Raw genomic sequence first — 23,515 nt, 5'->3', positions numbered from 1 at the left:
CGGCGAAATCGTCGCGGCTCCTGATCCGTCGATGGCGGCACCACGTGCCGCCGCGCTCTCCGGCCATCACTCGGCGGCCATTCGCTACGTCACGAACTCTAACCGCCCGCGATTCGCGAGCGCGGTGCCGACGCTCGTCCGACCATCCTGCCGCGCGTCGCATTGACGATGTCTGACGGACCGTCGACATGTTCTCGCATGCGGCGAGAAAAGCGCACAAATCTGCGCAATTCCGCGGTCATCCGTCATAGCGGTTCGTAATACCATGCCGCGGAGTGATCTTTACCGACGAACCGCTGAAGCTGCATTCGCCCATGCAACACGTGACGACAAGCCAGCCGCCGATTCTGGCGGCGCCGGTTGATGCCATGCTGCACGCCGTGATCGACGAGGTCGTCCATCGGAGCGTGTCGGAGGCGACGACGCGCAGCGGCTACATGCGCTGCGCCGACTATGCGATCGTCGGCGCGCAGGTGCTGACGCTGCTGACCGGGAAGCCTTATCGGCCGTTCGCGGGCGGCGAGGTGATGGACTTCGGCGGCGGCAACCTGTATGCGCTGTGCACGACGCGCGCGCGGCGCCGCACCGCGCGGCATCTGTCGCAACTCGCGCGGTATCACTGCTGGGTCGAGGCGCGCCACGACGACGTGGGCGGGCGCACACGCAAGGAGATCGTCGACTTCACGCTGCGCCACGACGAGACCGTTGCGAACCAGCTGGGCATGCCGTTCACCCGTGCCTACCAGGCTTATTTCTGGGGCTGGGAAGACGAGCACACGGTGCCTGCCGAGTTGCACGACCATCCGGTATTCGCAAAGCGGGGCCCGGTGTGGCGCTGGGCAGAGCGCGAATGTACGTCGCTGCTGCGCGCGTACGAGCACGAACGCCCCGGCTATTTCGGGCGTCAGGTATCGCGTGCAATCGATTTGTTCGCTGACCGCGTCGAAGGTCTCGGCTGACGCGTGCCTGTTTCAAGGACGACTGCGGGCCGGTTGCCGGCCGCGACGATGCGAAGCCGGCGGGCGCTGGCGCGCTGCCGGGCATGAACGATGTCTCCGGGCCACGCGCACCGCGCGACCCGCTCACTTCCTGGACAGCGTGCCGCTACTGTTCGCACCGCCAAACAATCGCGTCAGGTATTGCGAATGAGTGTTCATCCGGGTCATCAGGGTGTTGAGTGCGGTGAACTGCGCCTGATACTGCTTGGTCAGTTGCGCGGCATAGTCGGACAGATCCGACTGCTGTTGCGCGACACGTTTCAGATCGGCGCTCAGTGCAGTCGTGCGCACGTCGATCATCCCGTTCTTCTTCGTGAACTGCGTGACCTGCTCGGCCAGGCGCGTGCCGATCCCGTTCTCCGGATTGAACAGGTGCGCGACCCCGGACGGGTTGGCGGACAGCGCGCTGTCGAGCTTCGCGCCGTCGACGTTCAGCGTGCCGTCTCGCTCGAGCTTGATGCCGATCGACAACAGGTTCGCGTGTCCGTTGCCCTTCTCGGCGGCGCCGCCGCTGTCCACCCCGCGCGCGACGATCGACGCCAGCGCGTTGCGGATCGTGTTCAGCGTCGAATCGCCGATCAGCGCGCCCTGCGAGCTTGCGCCTGGCGTGTAGCTCGACAGCGCGCCCATCGTCTTGACGACCGTGTTGTACAGACTCACGAAATTCGCGATCGTCGCGGCCTGCGACTTCGTGTCGGTGCCGATCGTCAGCGTCTGCGTATCGGTCGCGCCGACCGCGGCCGCCGACAGGTTCAGCGTGATGCCGGTCAGCACGCCCGACACGGCGTTGCTCGCGCTGGTCGATGCGATCCCGTTGAGCGTGAACTTCGCGTCCTGCGCGACGGCGCTCTGCCGCCAGGCGGCCGCGCCGTTCGCCGAATCGATCGTCGATGCGCCGCCGGACGGGGCGACCGTCGACGTGACGCCGAGATTCGACAGGCCGCTGTCGTTGGACACGTTGCCGACCGCGACGCTGATCGCGTTCGCTGCGCCCGTCTTCGACGACGCGAGCACGAGGTGCGCACCGTCCGTGCCGTTGATGACCGTCGCACTGATTCCCGGGTTGCCGGCCGCGCCGTTGATTGCCGCCGCGATGCCCGCCAGCGTGTTGTTGGCGCTGCCGATTTCGACCTTGAACGACTGGCTGCCGAGCGACAGCGTCAGCGTGCCGGTGCCGAGCGCCTTGCTGCCGTTGAAGCCGGCGGACGACAGCGCCTGCGCGGTCGCGATCTGCGTGACGCCGACGGTGTAGGTGCCGGCGACCGCGCCCGCGCCGGCCGTCGCGGTCAGGCCCTTGCCGCTCGCGACGGCGTTGAACGTCGACTGCAGTGCGCCATTCTTCAGCGGCGTCAGGCCTGCCTCCAGCGCGCCGAGTGCCGACGACAACGCGCCGAATGCGGAGATCCGCGTGTTGCCGGTCGTTTGCGAAGCGGCAAGCGCCGCGGCGCGCCCGGCCGTCTTCGCGTTCACGAGCGTCTTGACGAGCGAGCCGACGTCCATCGCCGGATTGCCGGTCGAGCCGTTGATGATCGATTGCGCCGCCTGTTGCATCAGGCTGTTCGCGTTCGCGCCGCTGTTGACGGGCGTGGTCGTTGGCATGGGTGAACTCCGGTTGAAAGACGATTCAGTGGCGAACGGCGGTCGAGCCGGCCCGCGGCGATCGGGGTGGTCGCGTGGCGATTCGCGTGCATGCCGCTTTCTCGTATGGCGCGGGGCGTGGATCGCGGAAGTGTCGGGAAAACGGACGAACGAATCGGTGCGCTATCGTATTCTTAAATCGGTATTGGTTAGTAATTTGTTGTAGTGATTCCTGGGGAAAGCGTGGTTGGGTGATGGAAATGTGTGATGTTTCCTATTCGTGCATGATATTTGTTGTATTTGTTAAAGGATTTTCGGTAGAGAGAAAAGTGCGGAAGCGTAAAGATTCGATGACATGCCTTTCGTTGATTTCTCTAAATGGCAGGCGGATGGGCAGCGTGACGACGGACGCGTTTCGATTGAAAAGTCCATTTCGGCGCCATGTTCATGACTCGAAAAATGATACTGAGTGGCGCGGATAAAGAGGGTGAGTAACCAGAAAGATCGTATCGGGGCGTTACGTGCTGATGGGTGCTGGTGAGTAAATGGCGCAATGTGCCAATTCGATGATGCGTTTTGATTCGATTCAAAAATATCAACTGATTCCCGTAACGTAAAGAAACGAACACCTTTCGCGTTGCCGAAACAGGGAGGCCGGTGGCTTGCATGGCCGCCCAGGCGTCGGATAACGGATCGGCGTTCCTTGATTGTCAACTAATTTGAGATAGCGAATCATATTTAGGCGGATTGATGATTTTTGGCAGGACAGTAGACTGCACCCGTGCTTCGCCAGAACCGATCCGGAGCTCGCCGCCACTTGCGGCGTGACCGGACGGATGCTTCGGCGGCAGGCCACGTGGCTTGCCGTCCGATTGTGCGAAGAGTGGTCCGTGGCCGGCATGGCGTGCCGATTGGGCGTGCCGCGGCACCGGATGCATCAAACCGTCAATTCAAGGGTGATTGCTATGCGTTACGTTTCGCTGGAGTCGAAGAAGGACGAGCTGCTGCTGGCGGCTCGCGTACTGATGATGATCCTGTTCGTGCTGTTCGGCTGGCAGAAGCTGAACGGTTTCTCGGGCACGGTCGCGTATATGGCGTCGACGGGGAACCCGGCGCCCGAGCTGGCGGCCGCGATCGCGGTGGCGGTCGAACTGGTGGGCGGCGTGCTGATCGCGATCGGCTTCTATACGCGTCCGCTCGCACTGGTGTTCGCCGCCTATACGCTCGCGACCGCGCTGATCGGCCATCGCTACTGGGCGCTGCAGGGGATGGAGCAGTACATGGCGATGATCAACTTCTACAAGAACGTGAGCATCATCGGCGGGCTGTTGTTGCTCGCGTTGATCGGGCCGGGGCGGTATTCCGTTGACCGGAAGTAACGCGGCGGAATTCCGTTCGGTATCGGGAGCCCGGTGCGCGCACGCGTGCCGGGTTTTGTTTTTGGGGGCGACGGAGGAGTAGGGGCGTGTGCCGAAGCGCGGCACGCAGCGCGCCCGTGCGCGGCCGGAATCCGCAGCGCGGATCACGCGCTGTACGAAACCGTCGGTCGGCGCGAAATGGACGACGAACGGGGCGAAGAACGGAGGTCGATCCGGTTCCCGACCGGATGCGAGCCGTTCATGTCATCCAATAGGGCCGATAATCCATACGTTTCCGTGATTCATCGCCACCATGCCAAACCAATCCCCGGTACGCAAAACCATCCTCCTCATCGGCGCCTCCGGCCTGCTGGGCCGCGCGGTCGCCGCGTCTTTGTTCCGCGAACCGTCGCTGACGCTGCTCGCCACCATCCGGAACCCGCAAACCGCCGGCGCGAAGCTGCTCGCATTGCCACCCGCAAACATCGCCGAACTCGATGTTCTCGACCAGCCGTCGCTCGAACGCGTTTTTGAAATCCACCGGCCCGCAGTGGTGATTCTCTGTGCCGCCGAACGCCGCCCCGACGTCTGCGAACGCGACCCGGCCGCGGCCCGCGCAATCAACGTCACCGCACCGGCCCGCATCGGTGCGCTCGCCGCGCGATATGGCGCATGGACGCTCGGCATCTCGACCGACTACGTCTTCGACGGCCGGGCCGCCCCCTACCGCGAAGACGCCATCCCGAATCCGCTGAACATCTACGGCCGCACCAAGCTGGAGGGCGAGGCCGCGCTCCTCGCCGCGTCGCCACTGTCGTGCGTGCTGCGCCTGCCGTTGCTCTTCGGCCCGATCGCCGACTGGAGCGAATCGGCCGTCACGAGCCTCGTGCCGGCCGTCGTCGCGTCGGCGCGACCGGGCGCCGATGCGGTCGGCATGGACGCCTGGGCGATTCGTTACCCGACCTATACGCCCGACGTCGCGCAGGTCATCCGCGACCTGACGCTGCGTCATCTCGCGGGTGAAACCGTCACGGGCATTCGACACTGGTCGAGCGAGGAGCCGATGACGAAGTACGAGATCGCGCAGCGCATCGCCGGCGCGCTCGGCATCGCCGCGTCGCTCGTGGCGATCGATCAGCCGACCGACGCGACGCCGCGCCCGTACGACTGCCATCTGGACGCCGCGCGCGTACGCGCGCTCGGGATCGATTACGCGACGCCGTTCGATACTGCGCTGCGAACCGTGCTGCGCGATGCGCCGCAGTCGCCGTAGGATCGACACCCTGCGCGGCTCGCGGCGTCCTCGCCGAGATCGACGTGCCCGTTCGCCGAGGCTCGTACAGCCGCTTGCCGCCCGCTCGGGAGCCAGGCCATGCTCGACAGCGCCGCGCGCTTCGTGCTGCAGGCGGGCGCCGTCGCGCGCGGCGATGTCGCGGCGTTCGTGACGCAAGCCGCGCCGGCGCGGCGGAAGTCCATCGAGATCACGGAGCCGGTCGTCGCGCGCTCGATGCATTTTCGATTCTCGCAGCCGTTCACGAGGCTCGAAGTGATTGCGAAGGCGGTACCGAGATCGCCCGCCACGGCGACGACGCGATCGTCACGCCTCACGACGACTGCACGATCGTGCAGTTGTCGATGCGCCACCTCGACGAGAACGTCGCGATGAGGCGGCTTGGGGGGATGCAGCCATCCGTCCCGGACGAACCGGCGGACATCGACGCGTGCGTGAAACGCAAACGACATGACCCACCTGGCGATCGAATTCTGAATTTGTCTAGTCATCCTTGAAATTTGGCCTGCCGAATTGCACCAAACATGTGCTGAAATTCCCTGCAACGATGCACGTCAGAACCCTTTAATTAGGGGATTTCCCGCGTTTTCCGTGTTTTTATTGATCGCTGCTTGTCTCGCTGTTTTTCTTCTTGCATGCTTGTATAGACAAATTCCTGAGGCGGCTTGCTGGCACCGAAGGGATGGCGAACTTCAACGCAAGGAGAAACCTCGTGAACGGCAAGCGCATCAAATGGGCAATCAGGACGATCGGCGTCATCGCGGCTGCGGCGGCAACGCTTGCCGCACCGGTGCAGGCAAAGGAATGGAAGACGGTGACGGTCGCGCTAGAAGGCGGCTACGCGCCGTGGAACCTCACGCTGCCGGGCGGCAAGCTGGGCGGTTTCGAACCGGAACTGCTCGCCAACGTGTGCGAGCGCATCAAGGTGCAGTGCAACATGGTCGCGCAGGACTGGGACGGGATGATTCCCGGCTTGCAGGCCGGCAAGTTCGATATCCTGATGGATGCGATTTCCATCACGCCGGAGCGAGAAAAGATTCTGCTCTTCTCGCGACCGTATGCGGCGACGCCGGCGACGTTCGCCGTCACCGATACGAAGATCCTGCCGAAGGCGGCGCCCGGCGCGCCGATCGTCAAGCTGACGGGTGACGCCAACGCGGACAAACCCACCGTCGACACGCTGCGCAAGCAATTGAAGGGCAAGACGATCGGTATCCAGTCGGGCACCGTCTATACGAAATTCATCAACGACAGCTTCAAGGACATCGCGTCGATTCGCGTGTACAAGACGTCGCCGGAACGCGATCTCGATCTGGTCGCCGGGCGCATCGATGCGTCGTTCGACGACGTCACGTACTACGCGGCGAACAACGCGAAGAAGGACAACGCATCGATCGTGCTCGCGGGGCCGAAGCTCGGCGGCCCGATCTGGGGGCCGGGCGAGGGGCTCGCGTTCCGCAAGCAGGATGCCGACCTGAAGACCAAATTCGATACGGCGATCGCCGCGGCGCTTGCGGACGGCACGGTGAAGAAGCTCGCCGACAAGTGGTTCAAGACCGACGTCACGCCGTAAGCGCGCGTTCGGCCGCCGCCGCGTAAGTTCGTCGAACGACGCGCGGCGGCACGCATCCAGCGGTTTCACTCAACGCATGCCGGGAGGCACGCATGGCGATTCTTGAAATGCTCGGCTTCGGTACTGAAGGCTGGGGTGGCGTGCTGCTGCTCGCCGCGCTGATGACGGTCGCGCTGACGCTTGCCGCGCTCGCGGTCGGCGCGGTGATCGGTGCCGCGATCGCGGCCGCGAAGCTGTCGCGCTATCGCACCGCCCGCCTGCTCGGCGATCTGTATACGACGGTATTTCGCGGCGTGCCCGAACTGCTCGTCATCTATCTGTTCTACTTCGGCGGCTCGACGCTCGTGACGACCGTCGGCCAATGGTTCGGCGCGGAAGGGTTCATCGGCGTGCCGCCGTTCGTGATCGGCGCGCTCGCGGTCGGGATGATCTCGGGCGCCTATCAGGCCGAGGTCTATCGCGCGGCGGTGCTCGCCGTATCGAAAGGCGAGCTCGAAGCGGCACGCTCGATCGGCATGCCGCGCGGCATGGTGCTGCGGCGCATCCTGGTTCCGCAGGTGCTGCGCTTCGCGCTGCCCGGTATCGGCAACGTGTGGCAACTGAGCCTGAAGGACTCCGCATTGATCTCGGTCACCGGTCTTGCCGAGTTGCTCCGCACGAGCCAGATCGCCGCCAGTTCGACTCACCAGTACTTCGTATTCTTCGTCGCGGGCGGTGCGTTGTATCTGCTGATGACGGGCTTGTCGAACCGCGTGTTCAACCGGGCGGAAGCGATCTTCGGCCGGTCGTTCCGCCGCAATTTCGCGCGCAACTGACGGAGAACGGGCATGTCCATCGATTTCGATTTTCTCGTCGATACGCTGCGCCAGCTGCTCGCGGCCGTGCCGACCACGCTCGGCCTGTTCTTCGCCTCGCTCGTGCTCGGCGGCCTGCTGTCGCTCGTGATCGTCACGATGCGCGTGTCGCCGCACTGGCTGCCGAACCGCTTCGCGCGCGCCTACATCCTCGTGTTTCGCGGCTCGCCGCTGCTGATCCAGATGTTCCTCGTGTATTACGGGCTCGGCCAGTTCGGCGTGATCCGCGAGAGCTTCATGTGGCCGGTGCTGCGCGAGCCGTACGTATGCGCGGTGCTGTCGCTTGCGCTGTGCACCGCCGGCTACACGGCCGAAATCCTGCGCGGCGGGTTGATGGCCGTACCAGTCGGGCAGATCGAGGCCGGGTATTCCATCGGCCTGTCGGGCTTCTCGCTGCTGCGGCGCGTGATTGGCCCGATCGCGCTGCGCCAGTGCCTGCCGGCGTACTCGACCGAGGCCGTGCTGCTCGTCAAGTCGACCGCGCTCGCGAGCCTCGTCACGGTGTGGGAGGTGACGGGCGTGGCGCAGCAGATCATTCAGCAAACCTATCGGACGACCGAGGTGTTCGTCTGCGCGGCCATCATCTATCTGTGCCTGAACTTCATCGTCGTGCGCCTGCTCGGCGCGCTCGAATGGCGACTCTCCGCGCACCTGCGTGCGCCGAAGCCGTCCGGTGCGCCCGCCGCGGCGACGCCCAATCCCCGGCGCGCCGCATCCTGAGCGTCCCCGTCCTTTCAGAGAGAATCCGATGAACACCCCTGCTCCCGTTGCGCTGTCGGTCAGAAACATCCACAAGTCGTTCGGCGATCATCATGTGTTGAAGGGCATTTCGCTCGACGCGCACGAGGGTGACGTCATCTCGATCCTCGGCGCGAGCGGCTCGGGCAAGAGCACGTTCCTGCGCTGCCTGAACCTGCTCGAGACGCCCGACGACGGCTCCGTCGCGCTCGCGGGCGAAGCGCTGGCGATGAAGCGCGCGCGCGACGGCAAGCTGCATCCGAGCGACCGGCGCCAGGTCGACCGGATCCGCTCGCAGCTCGGGATGGTGTTTCAGAACTTCAACCTGTGGTCCCACATGACGGTGCTCGACAACCTCGTCGAGGGGCCGCTGCGCGTGCAGAAGCGCAGTCGCGCGGAGGCGGTGGAGGAAGCCGAGGCGCTGCTCGCACGCGTCGGTCTCGCGGACAAGCGCGGCCACTATCCCGCGCACCTGTCGGGCGGCCAGCAGCAACGGGTCGCCATTGCCCGCGCGCTGGCGATGCATCCGAAGGTGATGCTGTTCGACGAACCGACGTCGGCGCTCGACCCCGAGCTGGTCGGCGAGGTGCTGCGCGTGATGCGCTCGCTGGCGGAGGAGGGGCGCACGATGCTGGTCGTCACGCATGAAATGGGTTTTGCGCGCCACGTGTCGAACCGCGTGATGTTCCTGCATCAGGGCGAGGTCGATACGGACGGGACGCCCGACGAAGTGTTCGGCGGGCAGACCTCCGAGCGCTTCCGGCAATTCGTGTCGAGCCACCACGACCGCACCGCGAACTGAGGCTGCCATGACCGTATTCCGTGCGGCGCAGCCGCTCGACTGGCGACAGGTTGCGGCCGTGGCGGCCGGCGAGCCGCTGGCGTTGGCCGACGATGCGCGCGCGCGCGTCGCCGCCGCTCGCGAACTCGTCGACGAGATCGTCGCGCGCGGGATTCGCGCATACGGCGTCAATACCGGCGTCGGCGCGCTATGCGACGTGATCGTGTCGCCGGCACAGCAGAGCATGCTGTCGCACAACATCCTGATGAGCCACGCGGTGGGCGTCGGCATGCCGCTCGGCGCAGCCGAAACGCGCGCGATCATCGCGGCCGCGATCAACAACTATGCGCACGGGCATTCGGGCGTCCGCGCTGACGTCGTCGAACAGCTCGTCGCGCTGCTCGAGCACGATTGCCTCCCCGAAGTGCCGGCGCACGGCTCGGTCGGGTATCTGACCCACATGGCGCACGTCGCACTCGTGTGCGTCGGGCACGGCCATGCGCGCCATCGCGGCGAACGCGTGCGCGGCGACGAGGCGCTGCGGCGCATCGGCCGCGAACCGCTGGTCCTCGGCGCGAAGGAAGGGTTGAGCCTGGTCAACGGGACGCCGTGCGTCACGGGGCTGGCGGCGTTGGCGCTGGCCCGCGCCGAGCGGTTGCTCGACTGGGCCGACTGGATCGCGGCGATGAGCTTCGAGAACCTGGGCGGGCAACTCGCCGCATTCGATCCCGCTTCGCTCGCGTTGCGGATTTCGCCCGGTATCGGGCAGGTCGGCGCGCGTTTGCGTGCGCTGCTGGCGGACAGCGGCATGCTTGCCGCGGCGAGCGGCCGGCATACGCAGGATCCGCTCAGCCTGCGCACGATTCCGCACGTGCATGGCGCGGCGCGCGACGTGTTCGACGTCACGGCAGAGGTGGTCGATCGCGAACTCGCGTCCGTCACCGACAATCCGATCGTTGCCGGCACGCGAGAGGCGCCGGCCGTGCATTCGCAGGCGCATGCGGTGGGCGCGGGCATCGCGCTCGCGATGGACAGCCTCGCGGCGGCGATGGCCCAGGTCGCGGCGATCGCCGAACGGCGTCTCGACCGGCTCGTGAATCCGCTCGTCAGCGGGCTGCCGGCGTTCCTTGCCGCGCCGGGAGGCAGTTGTTCGGGTTTCATGATCGCGCAGTACACGGCGGTCGCGCTGGTTGCGCAGAATCAGCGGCTTGCCGCGCCGGCGAGCCTCGACGGCGGCATCACGTCGGGGCTGCAGGAAGATCACCTGTGCCATGCGACGCCGGCCGCGCTGAAGGCGCTCGACATCATCGAGAATACGACGCGCGTGCTCGCGATCGAGCTGCTGGCCGCCGCGCAGGCGTACGACCTGCAGCCGGACGAAACGGGGCGGGCCGCACCGACCGACGCGCTGTGGCGGCACGTGCGCGCACGCGTGCCGGCGTATCACGACGACCGGCCGCTCGCGGACGATATCGCGGTCGCGGCCGGCATCGTCGCCGGTGTGCCGCCGCCGTTGCAGTGACGACGGTCGAGGACGGGCCGATCACCCACCATTCATTCGGTCGAGGGCGCATGAGCGAAACGGAACGCAGACTTTCCGCACGGCAGGCGTTGACGTCGGCCGACACCGTACCGGCGCGGGCGTTGCCGGCCTATCAGCAGATCAAGCGCTACGTCGTCGAGCGGATCGCGAAGGGCGACTGGAAGCCCGGCGCCGCGATCCCGACCGAGGCCGAGCTGGTCAAGGAATTCGGCGTGGCCCGGATGACGGTGTCGCGCGCGCTGCGCGAACTGACGGCCGAGCGCGTGCTGACGCGCATCCAGGGGGCCGGCACGTTCGTCGAGCGCCGGCATTACGAATCGACGGTGCTGGAGATCCGCAACATCGCGGACGAGATCGCCGAGCGCGGCCATCGGCACAGTGCGCGCGTCCTGCTGATCGAGCGCAGCGTCGACCCGGACGCGATCGATGCGCTCGGCCTGCGCGCCGGGCCCGTGTTTCATTCTCGTATCGTGCATTACGAGGAGGGCGAACCGATCCAGTTCGAGGATCGCTACGTCAATCCGGCGTTGTTTCCCGCGTATCTGGAGCAGGACTTCACGATCGAGACGCCGAATCATTACATGGTGCGCCTGGCACCGATCCAGCGTGCGGAGTTCCGGATCTACGCGGAGAAGCCCAATGCGCAGGTGCGTCGGCATCTCGTGATGGAAATCGGTGAACCGTGCTTGCTGCTGCGACGCCGTACGTGGGTCGGCGAGCAGGTCGCCACGTCGGTCAGGCTGTGGCATCCGGCGTCGCGGTTTCATCTGGCGGGCACGATGTAGGGAAGCAGGGCGGGCTTGGGCGGAGCGGACCGTATGCCGCTTCAGCGGGCGATGGCCGATGCAGTCGCATGGGTCGCGATGGAGCCCTGCCGTATCTGCATCGAAAGGCGATACACTGCGCGGGTTGCCGGCGCGCATAAGCGCGACGCCGCCGCGCATCGCGCATCGTCCGGCTCGATTTGACACCTGGCGGCGCCGGCCGTTAAAGTCGCCGACGCGGGGCGGTGGGTCAAGCACACGCCCGGAACAGGCAGCCGATGTTCCAGGACTACGGGGCTACCCCGTGGATCAGATCGATACTCCGATGCGTCGCAAGGGGATCCGTTGCGCGTCGCGCAACGCGGCCCCTCGCAGTACCGGCCACGTTGACTCATCGTCCCGCCCATCTCCATCCATGCATTCATTCCTGCGCGACACCACCCGCACGATTGCCGAGGCGATGCTCGCCGGTCCGCCCGAACGCGACGGCGTCGTCGCCCGGCTGGCCGCCGTGCTCGGCGAAGCGCCGTCGTGGGCGCACGAATGCGCGAACCTCGCGCTCGTTCGCTTCGGCACGCACTGGGCCGATACCGACACCGACGTGCTCGCGGCGGTCCTGGCCGAGGCGCCCGCGTTCGTGCGCGCATGGTATGGCGACCGTCGGCCGGTGGTGATCCGCATCGTGCGGCGGCCGCTGGTGCAGCGACCGTTGCCGGCACCGCTCGCCGGCTGCGACGTGCCGCAATGGCCCACGCCCGGCGATCTCGCCGGCTGGCTCGGGGTGAGCACGCCGGAACTCGACTGGCTGTCCGATCATTGGCGCGTCGACGCGCGCGGCAGCGCCTCGCCGCTGCATCACTACACGTACGTCGCGGTCGACAAGCGCAGCGGCGGATGCCGCCTCGTCGAAATCCCGAAGGGGCGGCTGCGCGAAGCGCAACGCAGCATCCTGCACGGGCTGCTCGATCGCATTGCGCCGCACGGCGCGGTACACGGTTTTCGCAAGGGGCACGGGATCGTGTCGTTCGCGGCGCCGCATGCGGATCGCGATGTCGTCGTGCGCTTCGATCTCGCGGATTTCTTCGTGTCGGTGCGCGCCGCGCGCGTCCATGCGCTGTTCGCGACGCTCGGGTATCCGGCCGAAGTCGCGCGTACGCTCACCGGGCTGTGCACCAATCGTGTGCCGTCGGCGCGGCTGCTCGCGCCGGACTTGCGCGACCGGTTCGACTGGATCGGCCGCCAGCGCTATCGCGAACGGCATCTGCCGCAGGGTGCGCCGACGTCGCCGGCGCTCGCGAACCTGTGCGCATTCCGGTTCGACATGCGGCTTGCCGCGCTCGCGCGTTCGCTCGATGCGACCTACACGCGCTATGCGGACGACCTCGCGTTTTCCGGCGGCGGCGCGCTCGCGCGCGACATCGGGCGGTTGCAAGTCCGGGTCGCCGCGATCGCACTCGAGGAAGGCTTCGCGCTGCAATTGCGCAAGACCCGTGTGATGCGGCGCGGCACGCGGCAGCAACTGGCCGGCGTGGTCGTCAATCGTCATCCGAACCTGCCGCGCGACACGTTCGATCGCCTGAAGGCCATCCTGACCAACTGCATCCGGCGCGGCCCGGCGTCGCAGAATCGCGACGCGCATGCGGATTTTCGTGCACATCTGGCCGGGCGCGTCGCGCATGCGACGGCGCTGAATGCGGCGCGCGGCGCGAAGTTGCGCGCGCTGTTCGACCGGATCGCATGGGAGGCCGGCGGCGTGGACCGCTGAACCGTCGGGCCCGCGTCGATTCCTGTCGGCAACTTCTGCATCGCGACGCCGCGCACTGCTATCATTCGCGCCATGCCGCACCCGTGCCATGGAGCGGCGAATCATTTGCCGCCACCGCTCGCCCGTGCAAGCGTCGCGGCGTGCCGCCCGCTGCCGGCCTGGTCCTGTCTGTCGGTGACGCACGACGTCGTTTCGTGCGCATCGCGCAAATCATGCCGGCTCAGGTGGACGATTCACCTATTTGACAGCCCCGATCGGTGAAACTTCGTGGTAGGTTCGGCCATCGGAGCTTTTTGCAAAAACATGCCCAAAGAGGATGAATACATGACCCAGGCCCTGCAGGAACTCGAAGCACAACTTCGGGACCTGAACATCAAGCTGTCAGAGGCAAAGCAGAAGGAGAAGCAAGCTGCGCTCGCGGCTTTCAAGGAACAGGTCGAGCTGTTGGGAATTTCGCAGCAGGAAGTGCTGAGCGCGCTCGGCTACATCGTTCAGCGCAAGCGCAAGGCGCCTGCCAAGTACTACGATCCGTCTACCGGCCGCTCGTGGTCGGGGCGCGGCCCGCGGCCGAAATGGCTCGATGGCAAGGATCTCGAAGCGCTCGCCGTCGACCGCGGGGCCAAGACCTGGTGGCCGGGGGACGATCAGGGCTGAAGCCCGCCACGCCGCAAGGCCATCCGGCGCCGTCCGGTTCGCGCACGCGGGCCGGACGGCAATCCCCCGCCGGCCGGCCGTCTTTTATCCGGTGTCCGGCCTGATCGCGATATCGCCGGCCTCGCCGCCGCACCGGATCCACGTTTTTCCTTTCCATTTTCTCTTTTTCCACGCGTTTTCCGCCGTTTTCCCGCCAGCCGTCCGGCCAGCGCGGGCAGGACGCGTCGCCTCCGTCGTTCGCGGGCACAGGCCTTAGAATGTCGCCGGACATTCGTGGCAGGACACCATGGCAGCAAACATGAAATCTTCGGCGCTCGGCGGCCCGTCGGCCCCGCGCGTGGAGCGGGTCGGCGCGTACGCGTGGAAAGCACTGGCCGGGTCGGCGATCGGCTATGCGATGGACGGCTTCGACCTGCTGATCCTCGGCTTCATGCTGCCGGCGATCGCGGCGGCGCTGCACCTGACGCCCGGGCAGGCCGGCGCGCTGGTCACGTGGACGCTGATCGGCGCGGTTGCGGGCGGCATCGTGTTCGGCGCGCTGAGCGATCGCTACGGGCGCGTGCGCGTGCTGACCTGGACGATCCTGCTGTTCGCGATCTTCACCGGCCTGTGCGCATTCGCGCAAGGCTTCGAGGATCTGCTCGTCTATCGCACCATCGCGGGCATCGGCCTCGGCGGCGAGTTCGGGATCGGCATGGCGCTCGCGGCCGAAGCGTGGCCGGCCGGCAAGCGCGCCCGCGTGTCGTGCTACGTCGCGCTCGGCTGGCAGGCCGGCGTGCTGCTGGCCGCGCTGCTGACGCCGTTTCTGCTGCTCCACATCGGCTGGCGCGGCATGTTCGCGGTCGGCGTGCTGCCCGCGCTGCTCGCCTGGGTGATGCGCAACAAGTTGCACGAGCCGGAAGCGTTCGTGCAGCGCGCGACGCAGCCGAAGCCCAACGCGTTCCGCATGCTCGTCGCCGACGGCCGCACCGCGCGCACGAGCCTCGGCATCGTGATCCTGTGTTCGGTCCAGAATTTCGGCTACTACGGAATCATGATCTGGCTGCCGACCTTCCTGTCGAAGCAGATGGGTTTCTCGCTGACGAAATCGGGGTTGTGGACGGCGGCGACCGTCGTCGGGATGATGATCGGCGTCTGGGTGTTCGGCCAACTGGCCGACCGCATCGGCCGCAAGCCGACGTTCCTGCTGTATCAGCTCGGCTCGGTCGTGACGGTCGTCGCGTATGCGCGGCTGTCGGACCCGACGGCGATGCTGTGGGCCGGCGCGCTGATGGGCATGTTCGTCAACGGGATGGTGGGCGGCTACGGGACGCTGATGTCGGAAGGCTATCCGACGGCCGCACGCGCGACCGCGCAAAACGTGCTGTGGAACATCGGCCGCGCGGTCGGCGGCTTCGGTCCGGTCGCGGTCGGCGCGCTCGCCGCGCACTATTCGTTCCAGACGGCAATCGCGCTGCTCGCCGGCCTCTACGTGCTCGACATGGTCGCGACGCTGTTCCTGATCCCCGAGCTCAAGGGCGTCGAGCTCGAATGAGCGCGGTGCGCGCATGCGCCGCCACGATTTCACCGGAAACCACGATGCAACGGAACAACAGGACGATCGGCGTGATGGGTTCGGGCAAGGAGCCGTGGCTCGCGTTTTCGGAGCCGCTCGGCGCGTGGCTCGCGCAGGCCGGGTTCAACCTGCTGACGGGCGGCGGGCAGGGCGTGATGCTGGCGGTCGCGCGCGCGTTCGCCGGCGTGCCCGGCCGGGCCGGCCGATCGATCGGCATCCTGCCGACGCAGGCCGATCCGGTCGCGGGCTTCGTGCCGCTCGACGGCTATCCGCATCCGTTCGTCGACATTCCGGTCCTCACGCCGCTGCCGCGCCGTGAGCCGGGGGCGGCGCCAAACACGATCAACCGCAACTACGTGAACGTGCTGAGCAGCGACCTGATCGTCGCGCTGCCCGGCGGGCACGGTACGGCCGAGGAGATTGCGCTCGCGCAGCGCTGGCGCAAGCCGCTCGTCTGCTTCGGGCCGGACGGTGCGTTTCGCTCGCTTGCCGCGGACGCGGTGTGCACGTCGTCGCTCGACGACGTCATCCGGTTCGTCGGCGATACGTTTGCGGTGGAGCAGGCGCAAGCAGGCCGGTAGTTCACGGGATCGCCGCGATTGCTTTCGTCGGGACGCGCGTGTGCGGTGACCGGCCTGCCGGGCGGCCCCGTCGGATAAATCGCTGCGCGGATGTTTCCGGTTTTTTCCTGCAATTCGCGGGTCGAACCTGTCACGCGGTGCGGAACGACGGCGACAGACGACGCGACGGCTGGCCGCCGATCTCAACGGCCGGACGGCCCGGGCCGGCTGAAGCGCTGCTCGACCACCTCGGTCCCCCACTGCGTACCCGGGCACTCGCTCGTCAGCGCAAAGCCGAACGACTCGTACAGATGGCGCGCGGCATCGAGCCCCTTGAAAGTGCACAGATAGGTCTCGCGAAACCGGTGATCGTCGACGAAGCGCATCGCCAGCGTCATCAACTGGCGTCCGACGCCCGAGCCGCGCAACGCGTCGTTGACGATGAACCAGCGCAGGTGCGCGACGCCCGTTGCCGGGTCCCCGTCGATCGCGAGCGACGCGAGCGTGCGGCCGTCTTCCCGGCACAGCCACAGCGCCTTGCCGTCGGCCGGCAGCGCGCCCGCGAACGCGGCCAGCTCGGTCGCCACGCGTTGTTCGAAGAAGGCGCCGAAACCCCAGTGTTCCGCGTAGAAGCGTGCATGCAGGCTGGCGATGTCGCCGATGCAGCCCGGCTGGTAGCCCTCGCGAATCGACGGCGCGTCGGCGGGCGCGACGGGCGCCCTGGCCGCGTTGTCCTGGGCGAGTGCATCGGCATACAGCGCGAGCGAACGCAGCAGCGCCTGCTGGTCGGCCGGCATCATGCGGCGCAGCGCATTCGACACCTGGTCGGTCGCGAACGTGTCGATTCGTTTACGAAGCTTTTTGCCTTCGGCGGTCAGGTACAGCTCGATCGCGCGCGCATCCTCGCTCGACACGCGCCGCTCCACGATTCCGGCCGCTTCGAGTCGCGCGAGTTGCCGGCTCGTGTTCGATTTGTCGAGCCGCAGGATGGCGCCGAGATCCTTCGCGTTGATGCCGGGTGCCATCCCGATCTCGAGGATCGCGTGCACGGCCGACGGCGCCCAGTCGCTGTCGGCCAGCGTCGCCCGCATGAAGCCGAGCTCGCGCACCAGTTTGCGCGAGAAGTCGCGCAGCTCGAGAATGGTCGCGTCGCGCGGCTTGGCCGGCGCGTCGATGAGGTCCATGAACGGCTCCTGAAAGTTGCGTATCGCAATCAATAATAGTTGCGGGTCGCAACCTTGACAAGGCGGATTTTGAGAGGGCGCCGTTTTTTCGGGGTGGTGCTTCCGTGCGGTCGACGGTCGCGCGGGCGAGGTGCGGGCGACGAACCGGGACGGGGCGACTGGTATCGAAGCGGATGGCCGGGCGTGGAGAAGCGGCCGCATACTGGGCGGAGCGGGCCACCCGCAAGCAGGGCGTCGACCGATCGTCGATCGACGACTGCGGACCACGGAGATCACCATGAACAAGCTGTTACCGATGACGATCGCGTTGCTTGCCGGGGGCGGTATCGGGCCGGCGCCGCTCCACGCGGCCGACACCATGGACGCGCCGCCGTGCAGCGCCGCGCATTCGGCGGCTCGGGGTGACGGGAGCACCGCGATGCCGGGCGCGTCGGTTCGCAGCTTCTCGACCGCCGGCTGTTCGGGCGCAGTCTTGCAGGGCGACCGGGCCACTGCGACCGTCGACGGCGACAGGATCGAGTTGCGCGACGGCGTCGTCTACGTGAACGGCCGGTCCTACGGCGCGCTAGCGCCTGGGCAGACGGTTGAATACGAGGCCGCGCGCGAGCGCCGCACGTTGAAGGTCGACGGAAAGATCCGTGCGCCGCTGCGCTGACGTTTGCCGGTTCGGCACGCCGGCATGGGGTTTCCCGATCGGCGTGCGTCGGGCCGTACGACAGCCGATCGCTCGTGTCGATTCAATTCAATTCCCGATTCGTTTCGGGCTACCGATTTTTCGACGCACGATCCGAACGAACACGATCGTCGTTTTCTGCAACGGGCGGCATCGATTCGGTTCGTTTCCCGAGACCGGTGCGACGAAGCGCCGGCCCGGGCGCGACTCAGGGCGTGGCGACCGCGGCCGCCGCATCGGCCGGACTGCCCGGCGGCTGGCCGGTTTGCCGGCGCGACCGGCCGGAGCTCAGGTATGCGGCGATCGAATCCTGCGTGATCTCGCCGAGCCATGCCCCGTCGGCGTCGAGCACCGGCATCCACGACACACTGTACTGGTACATCTTCGACAGCACGATGCGCAGGTTGTCGTCCGCCGCGACGCCGGCCGGGAACGGCGTCACGCGTTCGCCGCACACGCCGCCGTCGGTGCGTGCCGCGCGGCGCGTCACGTAGCCGAGCGCCCGGCCCGCGTCGTCGAGCACGGTCAGGTAGCGGCAGTCGGTTTCGTCCATCACCGCCAGCGCGTGCGCGAGCGGCGTATCGACGCGCGCCGTTTCGGGCTGCGTCGCGGCGTCGCCAGCCTTCACGAGCAGCAGGCGTTTGAGCGTGCTGTCCTGACCGACGAACTGCGCGACGAACTCGTCGCGCGGGCGGGCGAGCAGCGTGTCGGGGTGATCGTACTGAACGAGCTGGCCGCGCCGGAACACGGCGATGCGATCGCCCAGCTTGATCGCTTCGTCGATGTCGTGGCTCACCATGATCACGGTCTTGTTCAGTTGCCGCTGCATCTGGAAGAACTCGTTCTGGATCGATTCGCGATTGATCGGATCGACCGCGCCGAACGGCTCGTCCATCAGCAGCACGGGCGGATCGGCGGCCAGCGCGCGAATCACGCCGATGCGCTGCTGCTGCCCGCCCGACAACTCGCGCGGATAGCGTTTCAGGTACAGCTTCGGATCGAGCGCGACCATCGACATCAGGTCGCGCGCGCGTTCGGCGCAGCGCTTCTTGTCCCAGCCGAGCAGGCGCGGCACGACGGTGATGTTCTCCTCGATCGTCATGTTCGGGAACAGCCCGATCTGCTGGATCACGTAGCCGATGTGGCGCCGCAGGTCGACTTCGTCCAGTTGCGCCGTATCCTCGCCGTTGATGAGCACGCGGCCCGACGTCGCGGGGATCAACCGGTTGATCATCTTGAGCGTGGTGGTCTTGCCGCAGCCCGACGGGCCGAGGAACACGCAGATTTCCCCTTCGGGCACCGACAGGCTCACGGAGTCGACCGCGCGCACGGCCTGGCCGTCCTTGCGTGTGAAGGTCTTGGTCAGTTTGTCGAGTTCGATCATGTCTTCTGCACTCCCTTCGGTGTCAATGCACGTTGCAGCATCTGCAGCAGCCGGTCGGCGACGATCGCGAGCAGGCTCACGAGCACCGCGCCCACCAGTAGTTTCATCATGCTGCTCTGCCCGATTGCACGCAGGATCAGCGTGCCGAGGCCGCCCGCGCCGATCACGGCAGCGATCGTCATCACGCCGATGTTCATCACGACGGCGGTGCGCACGCCCGCGAGAATCACGGGCACCGCCAGCGGCAAGTCGACGAGACGCAGGCGCTGCCACGACGTCATGCCGATGCCGGTGCCGGCTTCCTTGATTCCCGCATCCACGTTGTGCAATGCGAGGTAGGTGTTGCGCATGATCGGCAGCAGCGAGTAGAGGAACACGGCGGTGATCGCGGGCGCGGCGCCGATGCCCTGGCCGAAGCGCGAGAAGAACGGGATCATCAGGCCGAACAGCGCGATGGACGGCAGCGTGAGCACGAGCGTGGCGAGGCCGAGCAGCGGCCCGGCCAGCCAGTCGTGACGATTGATCAGGATACCGAGCGGTACGCCGGCGACGATCGCGCAACCCACGGCGATCGCGACGAGCCATACGTGCTGCAGCGTGAGCTGCAGCAGCTCGGGCCAGCTCGAAGCGAGATAGTCGAATACGCTCATCGGTCCTCCTTCAAGGTAGCGGGTGGGCGCGCAGGAACGCATCGGCGACGTCGCGCGGCGATCGGCCGTCGAGGTCGACCGCCTTGGCCATCCCCTGCATCGCGTCGTTGTCGAGCACGGCCGACAGTGCGTTGAGTTGCGTCGCGAGCTTCGGATTGCGCTCCAGCGTGGCTTTGCGGACCACGGGCGTCGCGTTGTACGGTGGGAAGAAGTGCCTGTCGTCCTCGAGCGGCACGATGCCGAAGCCCTTCACGCGTCCGTCGGTCGTGTAGACGAGCCCGATCTGCAACTGGTCGTTGTGCAGGGCCGTATAGACGAGCCCCGGATCCATCTGTTTCAGTTGGGCGCGGCTGAACTGCATGCCGTAGGCGGCGAGCAGCGGCTTCAGGCCGTCGGGGCGGTTCGCGAATTCCGCGTCCATGCCGAATACGTAATGCTTCGCGGCCGGATCGGTCTTCAGGTGCGCGGCGAGCTGCGACACCGTCCGGATGCCGGTAGCCTGCGCGAGCCGGCTCGGCAGGCCGATCGCGTAGGTGTCGTTGAGCGGCGAAGCATCGAGCCACACGAGCCCGCGCGGCACGTCGAGCGCCTTGACGCGCCGGTACATTTCGTCGGGCGACAGCTTGTCCTGGATCTTGTTGTAGACGAGCGCCGCGGTGCCCGTGTAATCCCACATCAGGTCGAACTGGCCATTCTCCAGCGCGCTGCGTGCGAGCGTACTGCCGAGGCCGGCGCGGACTTCGACGTCATAGCCGCGCGAGCGCAGGTATTGCGACGTGAGTTCCGCCAGCACGTATTGCTCGGTGAAGTTCTTCGCGCCCAGCACGAGCTTCGCGGCGAATGCCGGGGTGCCGGCTGCGACGCACAGCGCGCCGGCGATGCCTAGCCGCGCGAGCGATCGAAGGATGCGTCGAAGCGTCATGCGGCGCCTCCGTGGCGTGCGAGCCAGCGACGGCTGCCGGCCGCGACGACGCCGTCCAGCACCAGTGCGAGGATCGCGGTGAGCGACGCGCCGAGCAGCAGCAGCGGCTGGTTGTCGAGGTAGATGCCGGGGAAGATCAGCGAGCCGAGACTGTCCGCGCCGATCAGATATGCGAGCGGTGCCGTCCCGACATTGATCGCGAGCGCGGTGCGCACGCCGCCGACGATGATCGGCAGCGCGTGGGGCAGTTCCACGCGGACCAGCGACTGCCAGCCGGTCATGCCGATGCCCTTGGCGGCTTCGCGCAGCGCGGCCGGCACGTTCTTCATGCCTTCGTACGCATTGCGCGTGACGGGCAGGAGCGACGCGAGGAACAGCGCGACGATCGCGGGCACGTCGCCGATGCCGAAGATGCCGAGCGCGATGGCCAGCACGGCGAGCGACGGGATCGTGTTGCCGATGTTGAAGACCTGCATGAAGCGTTCGGCCTGATGCCGGAATCGCGGCCGGCTCAGCAGCACGCCGGCCGGCACGCCGACGGCGATGGCCAGTGTCATCGAATAGACGACCAGCAGCATGTGCTGGCCCGCGTAGTAGGCGAGATCGTCCGAGCGCTGATGGAACGTTTCGGCGCCGATGCCGCGCGCCAATGCCCATCCCGCTGCGACGATTGCCACCAGGCTGCCCACCAGTTGGACAGTGCGTCGAGTCATGAAGATACGCCTCCTCAATCCGGTGCGGCGCGCGCACGCGCACGCCGCGATGACGCCGAATGGCGTCGCGATGGAAGTTCGTGATCCCGGCATGGCCGCGATTGAACTGACGGAAACAGTGCTGCCGGCTGCACCGAGATGCGGCTGGCGGTCGGGTGAACGCGACGACGCGTTCGTCTGATTGTCAGGTTCAGCCCGGCGGCGCCGTAACGGCGAGGCGCGTTCGAGCAGGGCGCCGCCTTGCGAAGGCGGCATGGATGCGGGCGGCTCGATGCCGACCGCTGGGGCCGGTGGCCCCTTTGACGTGGCGAAACGGATGCATGCGCACCGAAGTGCGAAATGACATCACGTTGCGCACGAGATCATGCGTTTTGTGATGAAGTTGAGGCGAGTATAGAGCAATCAAATAATTGCGTCTACCGTGGGGAACGATCGCGGCGATGCGTCGCCGGTCGTGCGATGGGGAAGCGCGACGTGCATGGAAATTGATTCGAAGACCGAATCAATTGGTAAAGCCGTCGTCGTGGTGCGCGCGTGTCGCTCATGTTGGTCGGCAGTCGCACGATCGACGGGCTGACGGAAACGGGGCGCAAGACGCCGGGCGCGCGCGCTTTCGGGCATCATGCGATGGCGCCGGCCCGTCGGGCAGCAGGGTCGGGCAATCCATTGCGTCCGCAACCGATCCGGAGAACCGACCGCCATGCATTCGAATCCTTTCCGCCTGCGCAGCGCGCGCCTGCTCGCCGCGCTGGCCCTCGCCACGACGGCCGTTGCCGTACACGCCGCCGACTGGATCGTGTCCGGCAACGACGGCAAGTACCAGCGCGTCGAGGGTCGCGACACCTATCTGCCGTCTCCGCCCGCGGATACGCTGACGCTGCTCGACGCGAGCACCTTCCCGCCGAAGGTCGCGCTGCAGGTCGACGTCGAGAACGGCATTCAGGGGCCGCCGCAGGCCGTCGCGATCACGCCCGACGCGAAGCTCGCGCTCGTCGGTGCGCCGACGCGCTATGACACGGCCGCGAAGCAGCTCGTGCTCGACACGTTCCTGCAGGTCGTGAATCTCGACACCGTGCCGCCCGCGATTACGCGCGTCGAGCTCGGCACGCATCCGCAAGGGATCGCGATCGACCGCTCGGGCCGGCTCGCGCTCGTCGCCAACGTCGACGGCAGCGTGTCGATCCTGCGCATCGACGGCACGCACGTGACGCTCGATGGCGCCCTGAAAATCGGCAAGAAGCGGCTGGCCGGGATCAGCTTCACGCACGACGGCAAGCATGCGCTCGTGTCGCTGCGTGACGAGCAGGGCATCGCAGTGCTGAACGTCGACGACGGCAAGGTAACCGACAGCGGCACGCGCCTGAGCACGGGCGTTGCGCCGTACACGATCGACGTGTCGAGCGACAACCGCTGGGCCGTCGTCAGCAACGTCGGGCTCGCCGGGCTGCCGGGTTACGCCGGCACGCTCGCGGGCGACGCCGATTCGGTCGCGTTGATCGACGTATCGCGCGTGCCGTTCCGCACGGTCCAGTATTTGACGGTGCCGTCGCTGCCGGAAGGCGTCGCGATTTCGCCGAACGGGAAGTGGATCGCCGTGCAGGCGATGGACGGCTCGAACCTGACGGCCGACAACCCGGGCCGCCACAAGCTCGGCAAGGTACTGCTGTTCGAAATCCGCGACGGGCAGGCCGTGAAGGTGAGCGAGGCGCCGGGCGGCGAAGCCGCGCAGGGCATCGTGTTTACCGCCGACAGCCGGCACGTGATCGTGCAGTTCAACGTCGAACGGCAGCTTGCGCTGTATGCAGTCGAGGGCGGCAAGCTGCGCGATACGGGCAAGCGGATCGCGCTGACGGGCGGGCCGTCTTCGTTGAGGACGCTGCCGCGCTGACGGGCCATCGCAGGCGCTGTTCACTCACGGCTTGTCGATCGGCCACGAGATGGCGGAAAACATCGTCGCGCGGCTCGACGAAGCGTTGT

At 66.9% G+C, this 23,515-nt stretch carries 23 protein-coding genes; 17 read left to right on the top strand and 6 right to left on the bottom strand.

All coding sequences use genetic code 11. The features are described from left to right. The first annotated feature begins 314 nt into the window (after window positions 1-314). Complete coding sequence (locus tag WS61_RS00400) at window positions 315-959, top strand: hypothetical protein (protein WP_059498815.1); 645 nt, start codon at window positions 315-317, stop codon at window positions 957-959. A gap of 123 nt (window positions 960-1,082) precedes the next feature. Here WS61_RS00400 and fliD read toward each other — a convergent pair whose 3' ends face one another. Next, window positions 1,083-2,597 carry a flagellar filament capping protein FliD gene (fliD, locus tag WS61_RS00395; RefSeq protein WP_059498747.1) on the bottom strand — a complete coding sequence of 505 codons (1,515 nt, stop codon included), beginning with the start codon at window positions 2,595-2,597 and terminating at the stop codon, window positions 1,083-1,085. Between the two features lie 944 nt (window positions 2,598-3,541). On the opposite strand from fliD, the gene WS61_RS00390 reads away from it, so the two are divergent. From WS61_RS00390 to WS61_RS00330, 13 genes are all read left to right on the top strand, one after another. Continuing rightward, on the top strand, window positions 3,542-3,955 hold the full coding sequence (locus tag WS61_RS00390; protein WP_059498746.1) for a DoxX family protein: 414 nt from the start codon (window positions 3,542-3,544) through the stop codon (window positions 3,953-3,955). A gap of 292 nt (window positions 3,956-4,247) precedes the next feature. Continuing rightward, entirely contained in the window at window positions 4,248-5,207 is a 960-nt protein-coding gene (locus WS61_RS00385) for an SDR family oxidoreductase (protein ID WP_059498745.1), read from the top strand. A gap of 99 nt (window positions 5,208-5,306) precedes the next feature. Continuing rightward, on the top strand, window positions 5,307-5,600 hold the full coding sequence (locus WS61_RS32295) for a hypothetical protein (protein WP_257126018.1): 294 nt from the start codon (window positions 5,307-5,309) through the stop codon (window positions 5,598-5,600). A gap of 337 nt (window positions 5,601-5,937) precedes the next feature. Then, window positions 5,938-6,798 carry a transporter substrate-binding domain-containing protein gene (locus WS61_RS00375; protein WP_050016577.1) on the top strand — a complete coding sequence of 287 codons (861 nt, stop codon included), beginning with the start codon at window positions 5,938-5,940 and terminating at the stop codon, window positions 6,796-6,798. A gap of 92 nt (window positions 6,799-6,890) precedes the next feature. Beyond that, a complete protein-coding gene (locus WS61_RS00370) occupies window positions 6,891-7,613 on the top strand; it encodes an ABC transporter permease (protein ID WP_059498743.1) in 723 nt (240 codons plus the stop codon). Between the two features lie 12 nt (window positions 7,614-7,625). Next, window positions 7,626-8,372 (top strand): ABC transporter permease, encoded by a 747-nt coding sequence (locus tag WS61_RS00365; RefSeq protein ID WP_034208896.1) that lies wholly within the window; start codon window positions 7,626-7,628, stop codon window positions 8,370-8,372. Between the two features lie 28 nt (window positions 8,373-8,400). Continuing rightward, complete coding sequence (locus tag WS61_RS00360; protein ID WP_059498742.1) at window positions 8,401-9,192, top strand: ABC transporter ATP-binding protein; 792 nt, start codon at window positions 8,401-8,403, stop codon at window positions 9,190-9,192. Between the two features lie 7 nt (window positions 9,193-9,199). Next, entirely contained in the window at window positions 9,200-10,693 is a 1,494-nt protein-coding gene (gene hutH / locus WS61_RS00355; RefSeq protein ID WP_059498741.1) for a histidine ammonia-lyase, read from the top strand. A gap of 50 nt (window positions 10,694-10,743) precedes the next feature. Beyond that, entirely contained in the window at window positions 10,744-11,499 is a 756-nt protein-coding gene (gene hutC, locus WS61_RS00350; RefSeq protein ID WP_059498740.1) for a histidine utilization repressor, read from the top strand. 394 nt (window positions 11,500-11,893) lie between these two features. Further along, window positions 11,894-13,243 carry a reverse transcriptase family protein gene (locus tag WS61_RS00345; RefSeq protein WP_059498739.1) on the top strand — a complete coding sequence of 450 codons (1,350 nt, stop codon included), beginning with the start codon at window positions 11,894-11,896 and terminating at the stop codon, window positions 13,241-13,243. Window positions 13,244-13,567: 324 nt separating this feature from the next. Beyond that, window positions 13,568-13,897, top strand: coding sequence for an H-NS family nucleoid-associated regulatory protein (locus WS61_RS00340; protein WP_034208901.1), 330 nt, complete (start codon window positions 13,568-13,570; stop codon window positions 13,895-13,897). A gap of 286 nt (window positions 13,898-14,183) precedes the next feature. Continuing rightward, the gene (locus WS61_RS00335) at window positions 14,184-15,431 is read left to right on the top strand and encodes an MFS transporter (protein WP_059498738.1); all 1,248 of its coding nucleotides are present in this window, start codon (window positions 14,184-14,186) and stop codon (window positions 15,429-15,431) included. Then, a complete protein-coding gene (locus WS61_RS00330; RefSeq protein WP_059498737.1) occupies window positions 15,428-16,033 on the top strand; it encodes a hypothetical protein in 606 nt (201 codons plus the stop codon). Before WS61_RS00335 ends, WS61_RS00330 begins: the two co-directional genes overlap by 4 nt. Window positions 16,034-16,215: 182 nt before the next feature. On the opposite strand, the gene WS61_RS00325 is transcribed toward WS61_RS00330, so the two are convergent. Beyond that, window positions 16,216-17,196, bottom strand: a complete 981-nt coding sequence (locus WS61_RS00325; protein ID WP_059498736.1) for a helix-turn-helix domain-containing GNAT family N-acetyltransferase — start codon at window positions 17,194-17,196, stop codon at window positions 16,216-16,218. A 295-nt stretch (window positions 17,197-17,491) separates the two neighbouring features. On the opposite strand from WS61_RS00325, the gene WS61_RS00320 reads away from it, so the two are divergent. Beyond that, window positions 17,492-17,851 (top strand): sugar ABC transporter ATPase, encoded by a 360-nt coding sequence (locus WS61_RS00320; protein ID WP_257126012.1) that lies wholly within the window; start codon window positions 17,492-17,494, stop codon window positions 17,849-17,851. Window positions 17,852-18,077: 226 nt separating this feature from the next. On the opposite strand, the gene WS61_RS00315 is transcribed toward WS61_RS00320, so the two are convergent. From WS61_RS00315 to WS61_RS00300, 4 genes are read right to left on the bottom strand one after another with little or no spacing between them, the layout of a single operon-like run. Then, the gene (locus WS61_RS00315; RefSeq protein ID WP_059498734.1) at window positions 18,078-19,253 is read right to left on the bottom strand and encodes an ABC transporter ATP-binding protein; all 1,176 of its coding nucleotides are present in this window, start codon (window positions 19,251-19,253) and stop codon (window positions 18,078-18,080) included. Further along, window positions 19,250-19,903, bottom strand: coding sequence for an ABC transporter permease (locus tag WS61_RS00310; protein ID WP_034208907.1), 654 nt, complete (start codon window positions 19,901-19,903; stop codon window positions 19,250-19,252). The genes WS61_RS00315 and WS61_RS00310 overlap by 4 nt, the downstream gene beginning before the upstream one ends. Window positions 19,904-19,913: 10 nt before the next feature. Beyond that, a complete protein-coding gene (locus WS61_RS00305) occupies window positions 19,914-20,825 on the bottom strand; it encodes a glycine betaine ABC transporter substrate-binding protein (protein WP_059498733.1) in 912 nt (303 codons plus the stop codon). After that, a complete protein-coding gene (locus WS61_RS00300; protein WP_059498732.1) occupies window positions 20,822-21,538 on the bottom strand; it encodes an ABC transporter permease in 717 nt (238 codons plus the stop codon). The genes WS61_RS00305 and WS61_RS00300 overlap by 4 nt, the downstream gene beginning before the upstream one ends. Here WS61_RS00300 and WS61_RS00295 point away from each other — a divergent pair. Together WS61_RS00295 and WS61_RS00290 are read left to right on the top strand one after the other, a co-directional pair. Then, complete coding sequence (locus tag WS61_RS00295) at window positions 21,537-21,719, top strand: hypothetical protein (protein WP_059498731.1); 183 nt, start codon at window positions 21,537-21,539, stop codon at window positions 21,717-21,719. The genes WS61_RS00300 and WS61_RS00295 overlap by 2 nt on opposite strands. Window positions 21,720-22,238: 519 nt before the next feature. Continuing rightward, a complete protein-coding gene (locus WS61_RS00290) occupies window positions 22,239-23,426 on the top strand; it encodes a YncE family protein (RefSeq protein ID WP_059498730.1) in 1,188 nt (395 codons plus the stop codon). The last annotated feature ends 89 nt before the right edge of the window (window positions 23,427-23,515 follow it).

This window comes from Burkholderia sp. ABCPW 11, assembly GCF_001523445.1.
Taxonomy (GTDB): Bacteria; Pseudomonadota; Gammaproteobacteria; order Burkholderiales; family Burkholderiaceae; genus Burkholderia.
Note: the sequence above shows the minus strand (reverse complement) of the source record. Positions and strands in the feature narration are given on the sequence as shown.

Coding starts and splice junctions, on each gene's coding strand:
- WS61_RS00400 (WP_059498815.1), top strand. CDS start 315: ATGCAACACGTGACGACAAGCCAGCCGCCGATTCTGGCGGCGCCGGTT.
- fliD (WP_059498747.1), bottom strand. CDS start 2,597: ATGCCAACGACCACGCCCGTCAACAGCGGCGCGAACGCGAACAGCCTG.
- WS61_RS00390 (WP_059498746.1), top strand. CDS start 3,542: ATGCGTTACGTTTCGCTGGAGTCGAAGAAGGACGAGCTGCTGCTGGCG.
- WS61_RS00385 (WP_059498745.1), top strand. CDS start 4,248: ATGCCAAACCAATCCCCGGTACGCAAAACCATCCTCCTCATCGGCGCC.
- WS61_RS32295 (WP_257126018.1), top strand. CDS start 5,307: ATGCTCGACAGCGCCGCGCGCTTCGTGCTGCAGGCGGGCGCCGTCGCG.
- WS61_RS00370 (WP_059498743.1), top strand. CDS start 6,891: ATGGCGATTCTTGAAATGCTCGGCTTCGGTACTGAAGGCTGGGGTGGC.
- WS61_RS00365 (WP_034208896.1), top strand. CDS start 7,626: ATGTCCATCGATTTCGATTTTCTCGTCGATACGCTGCGCCAGCTGCTC.
- WS61_RS00360 (WP_059498742.1), top strand. CDS start 8,401: ATGAACACCCCTGCTCCCGTTGCGCTGTCGGTCAGAAACATCCACAAG.
- hutH (WP_059498741.1), top strand. CDS start 9,200: ATGACCGTATTCCGTGCGGCGCAGCCGCTCGACTGGCGACAGGTTGCG.
- hutC (WP_059498740.1), top strand. CDS start 10,744: ATGAGCGAAACGGAACGCAGACTTTCCGCACGGCAGGCGTTGACGTCG.
- WS61_RS00345 (WP_059498739.1), top strand. CDS start 11,894: ATGCATTCATTCCTGCGCGACACCACCCGCACGATTGCCGAGGCGATG.
- WS61_RS00340 (WP_034208901.1), top strand. CDS start 13,568: ATGACCCAGGCCCTGCAGGAACTCGAAGCACAACTTCGGGACCTGAAC.
- WS61_RS00335 (WP_059498738.1), top strand. CDS start 14,184: ATGGCAGCAAACATGAAATCTTCGGCGCTCGGCGGCCCGTCGGCCCCG.
- WS61_RS00330 (WP_059498737.1), top strand. CDS start 15,428: ATGAGCGCGGTGCGCGCATGCGCCGCCACGATTTCACCGGAAACCACG.
- WS61_RS00325 (WP_059498736.1), bottom strand. CDS start 17,196: ATGGACCTCATCGACGCGCCGGCCAAGCCGCGCGACGCGACCATTCTC.
- WS61_RS00320 (WP_257126012.1), top strand. CDS start 17,492: ATGACGATCGCGTTGCTTGCCGGGGGCGGTATCGGGCCGGCGCCGCTC.
- WS61_RS00315 (WP_059498734.1), bottom strand. CDS start 19,253: ATGATCGAACTCGACAAACTGACCAAGACCTTCACACGCAAGGACGGC.
- WS61_RS00310 (WP_034208907.1), bottom strand. CDS start 19,903: ATGAGCGTATTCGACTATCTCGCTTCGAGCTGGCCCGAGCTGCTGCAG.
- WS61_RS00305 (WP_059498733.1), bottom strand. CDS start 20,825: ATGACGCTTCGACGCATCCTTCGATCGCTCGCGCGGCTAGGCATCGCC.
- WS61_RS00295 (WP_059498731.1), top strand. CDS start 21,537: ATGAAGATACGCCTCCTCAATCCGGTGCGGCGCGCGCACGCGCACGCC.
- WS61_RS00300 (WP_059498732.1), bottom strand. CDS start 21,538: ATGACTCGACGCACTGTCCAACTGGTGGGCAGCCTGGTGGCAATCGTC.
- WS61_RS00290 (WP_059498730.1), top strand. CDS start 22,239: ATGCATTCGAATCCTTTCCGCCTGCGCAGCGCGCGCCTGCTCGCCGCG.